A 9,518-nucleotide genomic window follows, 5' to 3' on the forward strand; every position below is an offset into this window, starting at 1 on the left:
AGGTGCTCCAGGGCGGCGTCGCCCACGCTGTGGCCCAGCCGGTCGTTGCTGCGCTTGAAGTTGTCGAGGGCCAGAAGCGCGAAGCACAGCGGCGTGCCCAGGCGCCGGGCGCGGGCGATCTCGCGTTCCATGGCCTCGTCCAGCCCCTTGCGGTTGAGGCTGCCGGTCAGTGGGTCGTGCCGCGCCTGGGCGCTGGCGCGGTCGAGCTCCTGCTGCAGCTTGGCGACCTCGGCGCGCTTGGCCTCGGTGCGCTCGCGCAGGTCCTGCAGCTCGGTATGGGTGAGCTTGGTGTCGAGCGCCATGCTGCGCGTGGCGGTCATCACCTCTTCGAGCACGGGGGCGATCTCCTGCAGGCTGCTGGCCTTGCCGATCAGGTCGGCGCAGCGCTCCATGGTGCCCTGGTAAGTGGTGCTCGACGCCGTAATCTGGGCCAGGCGTTCGATGAAGGTCGCCAGCAGCTCCTTCATCTGTTCCTGCGCCTCGACGGAGCGGGCCTTGGCCTCGGTCTGCTTGAAGATCACGTCCTTCAGGCGCAGCCGTATGTCGTCGAGCCGGCGCAGCGTGAGCGGCGGGGTCGAAGCGGTCATCAGCGCGTCTGCCTGGCCCTTGAGCCAGCGGTCGTCGGCGCTGAGCACGGAAATGTTCTCGAACACCATGTGCAGGAGCTCCAGCAGCCCGGCGCGGATGGCTGCCTGGTCCTCGGTGGCGAACGACAGCCGGTAGGTGAAGTTGCCCAGCATCAGCATCAGCGTGGGGATCAGCGGGGCGGGCTCGCGCAGAAAGGTGGTGAGCTGCGCGGCCATTTCGTGCACGCGCGCATCGTCCTCGCCCAGGGCGGGCAGGGTGTTGTCGATCAGCCGGGCGAGCAGCTCGGCCAGGTCCTCGGGCAGCGTGGCGGCGGGGGCGGCGGTGGGCAGTTCCACCGGCGACGCCGCGGCGGGGCTCAGGCCCAGGTTGGCATAGCCCACGAGCACGCTCTGCAGGCCGCTCCAGTCCTTGTTGGCGACGGCCTTCTCGAACTGGCCGAGCAGGCGCTTCTGCCCGGGCGTCTGGGCGGGAATCAGGCGCAGGATGCTGGAGAGCTGGGCTTCGGGAAACGGCGCCGCACTGCGCACACCGGCCACTTCATCGTAGATCGCCAGGTAGTTCTCGGGCGTCGGGGCGATCCGGCGGGTGGAGAGCTGCTTGAGCGTTTCGCGTGCGATTTCGTAGGGTTGACGATCGGCCATGGGCGGGCACCAGTAACAACAGGGGCTGCGATGAACCGCGAGTTTGACACAGCGCCATGCTTGCCGCCGCGAGCGCCGCCCATGGCGTCTGTTTTCGGTGTCGGTTGTTCATTGCGCTGTGTGCCGCGCAGAACGCATGAAACTGGCGCGCCCAAGGCCAGTGCCCCCGCGCAAGGGCCGCCCCGCCGCGAAGGCGGCATATCCAGCGTTTGCGCTGGGGGCGTCCCCTTTCAGGGGCAAGGCGCGAAGCGACTCAGGGGTGTTTCACTTCAGTTGACCATGACCAGCTTGCCCATCACGCCGCGCGAGCCCATGTGGGCATAGGCGGCGGGCAGGTCGGCCATGGGCATGGTGCGGTCGATCACCGGCTTGATCTTGCCCTGGGCGTACCACTGGGCCAGCTCGCCCATCATGGCGGCATTCGCCTTGGGCTCGCGCTTGGCGAAATCGCCCCAGAACACACCCACGATGGAGGCGCCCTTGAGCAGCGCCAGGTTGAAGGGCAGGGCCGGGATGGGCCCGGAGGCGAATCCCACCACCAGGTAGCGCCCGCGCCAGGCGATGGAGCGGAACGCCGGCTCGGCGAAATCGCCGCCCACGGGGTCGTAGATCACGTCCGGGCCCTTGCCGTCGGTCAGGGTCTTGATGGCATCGCGCAGGTTCTCCTTGCCGTAGTTGATGGTGGCATCGGCCCCGATGGAGGTGCACAGTGCGCACTTCTCGTCGGTGGAGGCGGCGGCGATCACGCGCGCGCCCATGGCCTTGGCGATCTGGATGGCCGAGGTGCCCACGCCGCCCGCGGCGCCCAGCACCAGCACCGTCTCGCCGGCCTTCAGTTGCGCCCGGTCCACCAGGGCATGGTAGGAGGTGGCATAGATCATGATGAAGGCAGCCGCATCCACGTGCGAGAAGCCCGGCGGCAGCGGCATGCACAGCGCTGCCGGAGCAATGGTGTGGGTGCCGAAGCCCCCGGTGCCCGACAGGCAGGCCACGTTCTGGCCCACCTGCAGGTGGGTGACGCCTTCGCCCACGGCCTGCACCACGCCCGCGTACTCCGAGCCGGGCACGAAGGGAAGCGGCGGCTTCATCTGGTACTTGTTCTGCACGATCAGCAGGTCGGGGAAGTTCAGGCTGGCGGCCTTGATCTCGATCAGCACCTCGCCGGCCTTGGGGGTGGGCGTGGGCAGTTCGGTCCAGGCCAGGGCCTCGACGCCGGTGGGGTTGGTGCAAAGCCAAGCGTGCATGGGGAAAGTCTCCTGTCAGTGATGCGCCGCATGATAGGCGCGGGGTCTTGCCCTGCGATGTCCCCCGAGCGACGGGGGCCACCCTGCGCCTGCCGCGTCCTACAATCCCGAGGCAAACCCCGCTCCCTATCCATGAAGATCCTGATTTCCAACGACGACGGCTTCCAGGCCCCCGGCATCGTGGCGCTGCATGACGCGCTCAAGGCGCTGGCCGGCGTGGAGGTGGAAGTGGTCGCGCCCGAGCACAACAACAGTGCCAAGTCGAACGCGCTGACCCTGCATTCACCGCTGACCGTCAGCAAGGCGGCCAACGGTTTCCGCTATGTGAACGGCACGCCGGCCGACTGCGTGCACATCGCCCTCACGGGCCTGCTGGGCTACCGCCCGGACCTGGTGGTCTCGGGCATCAACAACGGCGCCAACATGGGCGACGACACCATCTATTCAGGGACGGTGGGCGCGGCCATGGAGGGTTACCTCTTCGGTGTGCCGGCGATCGCCTTCTCCCAGGTGGACAAGGGCTGGGGCGAGATCGAGGCAGCTGCCGCCAAGGCGCGCGAGATCGTGGAGCAGATGTTGCAGCAGAACCTGGTGGGCGAGACGCCCTGGCTGCTCAACGTGAACATTCCCAACCTGCCGCTTTCCGTGATCAAGCCCATCAAGCTGTGCCGCCTGGGGCGCCGGCACGCGGCCGAGCGCGTGATCGTGCAGGAAAGCCCGCGCGGCGAGGCCATGTACTGGATTGGCAATGCGGGCGCGGCCAAGGACGATGCCGAGGGCACGGATTTCCATGCCACGGCGCAGGGGCATGTAGCCATCACCCCCCTCAAGGTGGACCTCACGGACCACGACAACCTGGGCTACTGGGCGCAGACCGCCTCGCAGCTCGTGGCGGGCATGTGATGCAGCGGCGTCCGGGCTTTCCCGCCAGGCTCCCGGGCAGCGGAGCACCGGCTCCACGCCCGGCCGTACCGGGCGCTGGTGCAGGCAGCCCCAAGGGCGCCGGTGCCGGGCTGGGCCAGCGGGCTGCGGCCGCCACTGCCGTGGGCGTGGGGCTCGATTCGGCAGCTGTGCGCAACCGCATGGTGCAAAAGCTCGCGGCCGGGGGCATCACCTCGCCGGCCGTGCTGCAGGCCATGGCGGCGGTGGAGCGCCACCGCTTCGTGGACAGCGGCCTGGTCAACCAGGCGTACGAAGACACCAGCCTGCCGATTGGCCTGGGGCAGACGATTTCCAAGCCCAGCGTGGTGGCGCGCATGTGCGAGCTGCTGCTGGCGGCCGAGAGCGCGCGCCCGTCGGGGCTTGGCCGGGTGCTGGAGATCGGCACCGGCTGCGGCTACCAGGCGGCCGTGCTGGGACAGCTGGCGCGCGAGGTGTACACCATCGAGCGCCTGCGCGGCCTGCACGATAAGGCGCGCGACAACCTGCGCCCGTTTCGCCTGGCCAATGTGCACCTGATGCTGGGCGACGGCATGCTGGGATATGCCAAGGGGGCGCCCTATGCCGCCATCATTGCCGCAGCCGGCGGCGACGCCGTACCGCAGGAATGGTGCGACCAGTTGGCGGTGGGCGGCAGGCTGGTGGCACCCATGGCGGTGGCCGGCGGCCAGCAGATGTTGCTGGTGATTGACAAGACCCCACACGGGTTGAAACAAAGCGTGCTCGAGCCGGTTCATTTTGTCCCTCTAAAATCGGGGATTGCCTGAAGGGAAATTGCTTATGTTGGTATCGCGTGGTCTGGTTGCAGGGTTTACCGTGGCGTTGCTGTTGGTGGGCTGTGGAACCCGCATGACCAAAGCGCCTGTGGAAGACCGGGGCACCTATGCCAGCAACACGCTGCCACCCTCCGCCGCGCAGCCCGGCGTGGTGGCCGCGCCCATCAAACCCCTGCCCGGGGCCGAAAACGCCGGCAAGCCGGGTTACTACACCGTCAAGCCTGGCGACACCCTGATCCGCATCGGTCTGGAGAACGGCCAGGCCTGGAAGGACATCGCCCGCTGGAACAACCTGGAAAACGCCAACCTGATCGAGGTGGGCCAGGTGCTGCGCGTCATCGCGCCCGGCGCGACCCCGCCGCCCGCGATCGCCGCCGACACCGGCGTGGTCACGCGCCCGGTGACGTCCGCCACCATCACCCCCGCGGCGCCGGTTGCAACGCCTCTGCCACCCGCCTCCACCGCCAGCGGTGCCAAGCCGACCACGCCAGCGGTGGCCGCTGCGCCAGCACCCAGTGCGGGCGAAGACGACCTGAACTTCATTTGGCCCGCATCGGGCTCGCTGTTGGCGGGCTTCGACGAGGCGCGCAACAAGGGCTACGACATCTCCGGCAAGGCCGGCGATGCGGTGCTGGCAGCAGCGGATGGCCGCGTGGTGTACTCCGGTGCCGGCCTGCGCGGCTATGGCAACCTGGTGATCCTGAAGCACAACAACACCTTCCTCACGGCCTACGCGCACAACCAGACGCTGCTGGTCAAGGAAGACCAGTCCGTGCGCAAGGGCCAGAAGATCGCCGAGATGGGCAGCACCGACGCCGACCGCGTGAAGCTGCACTTCGAGATCCGCCGCAACGGCAAGCCGGTGGACCCTGCGCGCTACCTGTCGGCGCGTTGAGCGCCGTGGTGGCGCCCGCCCAGGTCCCCGCATCGGACCCGCCCGGCCCCGACGAGGAGTGGTCCGGCGAGGAGGTCGGTGGTGCCGACGAGGTCGAGGTGCGCCAGGTGCAGGCCGGCGCAGCGCAGCACGGCCTGCGGCTGGACCGTGCGCTGGCGGATCTGGTCCCCGAGTTCTCGCGCAGCTATTTGCAGCAACTGCTGGCCCAGGGCCTGCTGCGCCTCAATGGCCAGCCTGCCACCAAGCCGTCCCACAAGGTCAAGGCCGGGGATGCCCTGGTGCTGGAAATGCGCCCCACGCAGCAGAGCCAGGCCTTCCGGCCCGAGGCGATGCCCATCGACGTGGTGTACGAGGACGAGCACCTGCTGGTGGTCAACAAGCCCGCCGGCCTGGTGGTGCACCCGGCCCCCGGCAACTGGAGCGGCACCTTGCTCAACGGCCTGCTGGCGCGCGACGCCAAGGCGCTGCTGGTGCCGCGCGCGGGCATCGTGCACCGCCTGGACAAGGACACCAGCGGCCTGATGGTGGTGGCGCGCGAGCGTTCCACCATGGACGCCCTGGTGGCCATGATCGCCGCGCGCAGCGTACACCGCCAGTACCTTGCGCTGGCCCACAAGCCCTGGAAGCGCGCGGCCCGCCGCACGGTGCAGGAGCCCATCGGCCGCGACCCGCGCAACCGGCTGCGCATGGCCGTGGTGGACCTGGCCAGCCATGCCGGCAAGCCGGCGCGCACGGATTTCAGGCTGCTGGAGGGCGCGGACGAGGGCTGCTGGGTGGAGTGCACGCTGCACACCGGCCGCACGCACCAGATCCGCGTGCACATGGCCTCCATCGGCCATCCGCTGGTGGCCGACGTGCTTTACGGCGGCACCCCGGTGGAGGCCTTGCAGCGCCAGGCGCTGCACGCCTTTCGCCTGGCATTCACGCACCCGGTCACGGGGCAGCCGCTGGAACTGCATGCGCCGCTGCCCCAGGACATGGCGGATGCACTGTCTTTCTGGGGCCTGCGGTACAATGGCGCATAGCGAAACGCAGTATCTGTGTTTCCAGGCCTGACCGGCCCCGGGGCGTGCACACCGCGCCCTGAACCCGTAGACGGAATCCCGCCGGGCCCCATGTCGCACCAGCGGCCGCGCAGTATGCGCCCCTTGATGGATGATGAATCCCTGCTGCTGGAGCGGCCCCTGTCACGGCACGTGCCGCCCTTTTTTCCCGGAATCGCTGAACCATGAACACGGTGGATGCCAAGCGGGTCCTTGAGACTGCCCTGATCTGTGCGCAGCAGCCTGTGCCGCTGCGCGAGATGCGGGTGCTGTTCAATGACGCCCTGGGTACGGACACGCTCAAGCTGCTGCTGCTCGACCTGCAGCGCGACTGGGCCCACAAGGGGGTGGAGCTGGTGCAGGTGGCCACGGGCTGGCGCCTGCAGAGCCGCCCCGAGATGCGCGAATACCTGGACCGGCTGCACCCCGAGAAGCCGCCCAAGTACACGCGGGCCACGCTGGAGACGCTGGCCATCATTGCCTACCGGCAGCCGGTGACGCGCGGGGACATCGAGGACATCCGCGGGGTGACGGTCAACAGCCTGATCATCAAGCAGCTTGAGGACCGGGGCTGGGTCGAGGTGATCGGCCACCGCGAGACGGTGGGCCGGCCCTCGCTGTTCGCCACCACGCGCCAGTTCCTCGATGACCTGGGCCTGGCCTCGCTGGACCAGCTGCCCATGCTGGAGGACGCCTCGGGCCACGCCAATGTGCTGGAGGCCATGGCGGCCGCGGCGCAGGGGCAGCAGGCGGTGATAGAGGAAGAGGGCGCCGCGGACGATGCGCAGCCGCCTGGGGGCGATGCCCCGGCGGCATCGATTGCCGAGTCGTCCGATGGCGATGCCGCGGCCGAGCCTGTTCAGCAGACCCTGGCCGGTCTGGACGGGGAGGCTTCGCCCGATGGGGATGCCGACGCCGAAGACAACGATGGCCATGGCGATGAGGATGATGACGATGGGCTCGTTGCAGCAGCAGCTGCGTGGGCGTTGGACGCCGCCGAGGTCCTGCTGCCGGACGATGCTTCGGGCGAGGCCGTGGGTGGTGGGGCTGCGCAGTCGCAAGAGCCTTCAAGGCCCGACCCCGATAGCCATGTGGTGGCCGGCGACGATGCGGCCCAGGTCAGCACCGCTTCGGGTGCGGACGATTTGAACGAGACGGAGCGGGGCGACGATGTTCCCCGTGACGATGATGACGATGCCCCACAGGGCGTCCAGGGAAAGCTTTCATGAACGACGATTCGACGACCCCCGACCCCGCCACCGCTGGTGCGGAGGCTGCCATGCCCCCCGCCAAGCCACGCCGCGCTCCGCGCAAGAAGGCGGTGCCTGCCGACGCAGCGCCTGCCGCCGCGGATGGGGCTGCCAATGCCGTGGCTTCGGTCGAGGCGGCGCAGCCGTCTGCCGAGGAACTGCCTGCCGCGGTGAAGAAGCCGCGCAAGCCCCGCCAACCCAAGACGGTGGCCGAGGCAGCCGAGCCGGTGGCCGAGGAGGTGCCCGAGGTGCCGGCCCCGCAGTTGACGGTGCAGGACGAACTGCCCCTGGCCCCGCCTGCCGCTGCGCAGGAGGTGGCGGTGGAGGCTGTAGCGGCCGCACCGGTGCCCATGGTGGCGGCTGCGCCTGCCGTGCTGGTTGACCGAGCACCCGGCGCGCGCATCTATGGCGATGTGCCCGATGCGGCGGTGGACGAAGCTCCCGCGGCAGAGGCCGGCGGCGGCGACGAGGGGCCGGGCGGCCCGCGCGAGGGGCGGGCGCGCAAGGACGGGCGGGACCGCAACAAGGCGGCCGGGCGCGAAGGCGCCCGGGAAGCTGCAGGTGGCGGTGGCAAGGGCGGCCAGCAGGGCAAGGGCGGCAAGCCGCAGCGCGGCGTACCGGGCTACCAGTTCGAGGACGTGGTGTCCGGCCAGTTCGATGCGGACGAGGAGTCCGACGAGGCCGTGCCCCTCAAGCGCGTGCTGCTGCCCCAGGTGGAAACGCCCAAGCTGCACAAGGTGCTGGCCCAGGCCGGCCTGGGCTCGCGCCTGGAGATGGAGCAGCTCATCCTGGAAGGGCGCATCTCGGTCAATGGCGAGCCGGCCCACATCGGCCAGCGCATCCAGTTCGGCGACCAGATCAAGGTCAACGGCAAGCCCATCCGCTTCCGCATCGACCCGCCGCCAGCGCGCGTGATTGCCTACCACAAGCCTGTGGGCGAAGTGGTCTCGCACGACGACCCGCAGAACCGCCCCACCGTGTTCCGCAAGCTGCCGCGCCTGCAACAGGGCAAGTGGCAGTCCGTGGGCCGGCTGGACCTGAACACCGAAGGCCTGCTGCTCTTCACCAGCTCGGGCGAACTGGCCAACAAGCTCATGCACCCGCGCTTCGGCCTGGAGCGCGAGTACGCCGGGCGCGTGCTCGGCGCCCTGAGCAATGAAGAAAAGCAAAAGCTGATCGAAGGCGTCCGCCTGGACGACGGCATGGCTGCCTTCGGTTCCATCGAGGACGGTGGTGGCGAAGGTGCCAACTGCTGGTACCGCGTGACCATCTCCGAAGGGCGCAACCGCGAGGTGCGGCGCATGCTGGAGTCGGTGGGCCATGCGGTCAGCCGCCTCATCCGCATCCGCTACGGCGCCATGGTGCTGCCGCGCGGCCTCAAGCGCGGCGCCTGGCTGGAACTCGACGAGGGCGACATCCGCGCGCTGTCGCAGGCCGCAGGCGGCGGTCGCGAACCTTGCCAGGGCCGCCCTGAGGGTGCTGCCGGCGAAGGCGCTGGCCAGGGGCAGGGCAAGCGGAGCAACAACAACCGGGGCCGTGGCGGCCCGCGTGGCGACGGCAGCCGCCGCGACCAGCCTCCGGGTGCCAACGCCTTCGGCAACGGCCCGCGCGGCCAGAAGCCGCGCCGCGATGGCGGCGGCGGTGGTGGCCGGGGCGGCAACGGCGGCGGCCGTGGCAACGGGAATGGGGACGACCGCCCGCGCGGCGCGGCCCAGCCGGATCCGATGAAGACTTCTGTGGGCTATATCGGCTCGGACAGCCTGTCCCGCCATCGCCAGGCCCAGCGCGGCCCGGGCGGGGGTGGCGGCGGCTCGCGCCGGGGCGGCCGAGGCCGTTGATTCACAGGGGTTACCCTGCGCACGGTTAGAATCGAGGGTTTTGTCCAGTGGGCAAAAGAATCCGCACCGTTTATATCCATCCAATCAGGAAAATCACCATGGCAATCGAACGCACTCTCTCCATCATCAAGCCTGACGCAGTCGCCAAGAACGTGATCGGCCAGATCTACGCCCGTTTCGAAGCTGCCGGCCTGAAGGTCGTGGCTGCCCGCATGGTGCACCTGTCGCGCCTGGAAGCCGAGCAGTTCTACGGCGTGCACAAGGCACGTCCCTTCTTCAAGGACCTGGTCGACTTCATGATCTC

Annotated in this window: 9 protein-coding genes; 7 read left to right on the top strand and 2 right to left on the bottom strand. The window is 69.3% G+C overall.

The window, feature by feature from the left end:
• Both ACK59X_RS04040 and ACK59X_RS04045 read right to left on the bottom strand, forming a co-directional pair.
• The coding region (locus tag ACK59X_RS04040) for a GGDEF domain-containing protein (RefSeq protein ID WP_409955393.1) at positions 1-1,229 on the bottom strand (1,229 nt) is incomplete at its 3' end.
• A 269-nt stretch (positions 1,230-1,498) separates the two neighbouring features.
• The gene (locus ACK59X_RS04045) at positions 1,499-2,473 is read right to left on the bottom strand and encodes an NADPH:quinone oxidoreductase family protein (protein WP_409955395.1); all 975 of its coding nucleotides are present in this window, start codon (positions 2,471-2,473) and stop codon (positions 1,499-1,501) included.
• A gap of 132 nt (positions 2,474-2,605) precedes the next feature.
• Between ACK59X_RS04045 and surE the strand changes: the two genes are divergently transcribed.
• From surE to ACK59X_RS04080, 7 genes are all read left to right on the top strand, one after another.
• Positions 2,606-3,376 carry a 5'/3'-nucleotidase SurE gene (gene surE, locus ACK59X_RS04050; protein WP_409955397.1) on the top strand — a complete coding sequence of 257 codons (771 nt, stop codon included), beginning with the start codon at positions 2,606-2,608 and terminating at the stop codon, positions 3,374-3,376.
• Positions 3,376-4,179, top strand: a complete 804-nt coding sequence (locus ACK59X_RS04055; RefSeq protein ID WP_409955399.1) for a protein-L-isoaspartate(D-aspartate) O-methyltransferase — start codon at positions 3,376-3,378, stop codon at positions 4,177-4,179. Before surE ends, ACK59X_RS04055 begins: the two co-directional genes overlap by 1 nt.
• Before the next feature lie 13 nt (positions 4,180-4,192).
• Positions 4,193-5,083, top strand: coding sequence for a peptidoglycan DD-metalloendopeptidase family protein (locus ACK59X_RS04060; protein WP_409955400.1), 891 nt, complete (start codon positions 4,193-4,195; stop codon positions 5,081-5,083).
• A gap of 8 nt (positions 5,084-5,091) precedes the next feature.
• The gene (locus tag ACK59X_RS04065) at positions 5,092-6,108 is read left to right on the top strand and encodes an RluA family pseudouridine synthase (RefSeq protein ID WP_409955402.1); all 1,017 of its coding nucleotides are present in this window, start codon (positions 5,092-5,094) and stop codon (positions 6,106-6,108) included.
• 203 nt (positions 6,109-6,311) lie between these two features.
• The gene (gene scpB / locus ACK59X_RS04070; protein WP_409955403.1) at positions 6,312-7,355 is read left to right on the top strand and encodes an SMC-Scp complex subunit ScpB; all 1,044 of its coding nucleotides are present in this window, start codon (positions 6,312-6,314) and stop codon (positions 7,353-7,355) included.
• Entirely contained in the window at positions 7,352-9,214 is a 1,863-nt protein-coding gene (locus ACK59X_RS04075) for a pseudouridine synthase (protein WP_409955404.1), read from the top strand. The genes scpB and ACK59X_RS04075 overlap by 4 nt, the downstream gene beginning before the upstream one ends.
• A 98-nt stretch (positions 9,215-9,312) precedes the next feature.
• A partial coding sequence (locus ACK59X_RS04080; protein WP_409955406.1) for a nucleoside-diphosphate kinase occupies positions 9,313-9,518 on the top strand: 206 nt, incomplete at its 3' end.

The organism is Acidovorax sp. (assembly GCF_046339755.1).
Taxonomy (GTDB): Bacteria; Pseudomonadota; Gammaproteobacteria; order Burkholderiales; family Burkholderiaceae_C; genus Acidovorax.

Coding starts and splice junctions, on each gene's coding strand:
- ACK59X_RS04045 (WP_409955395.1), bottom strand. CDS start 2,473: ATGCACGCTTGGCTTTGCACCAACCCCACCGGCGTCGAGGCCCTGGCC.
- surE (WP_409955397.1), top strand. CDS start 2,606: ATGAAGATCCTGATTTCCAACGACGACGGCTTCCAGGCCCCCGGCATC.
- ACK59X_RS04055 (WP_409955399.1), top strand. CDS start 3,376: ATGCAGCGGCGTCCGGGCTTTCCCGCCAGGCTCCCGGGCAGCGGAGCA.
- ACK59X_RS04060 (WP_409955400.1), top strand. CDS start 4,193: ATGTTGGTATCGCGTGGTCTGGTTGCAGGGTTTACCGTGGCGTTGCTG.
- scpB (WP_409955403.1), top strand. CDS start 6,312: ATGAACACGGTGGATGCCAAGCGGGTCCTTGAGACTGCCCTGATCTGT.
- ACK59X_RS04075 (WP_409955404.1), top strand. CDS start 7,352: ATGAACGACGATTCGACGACCCCCGACCCCGCCACCGCTGGTGCGGAG.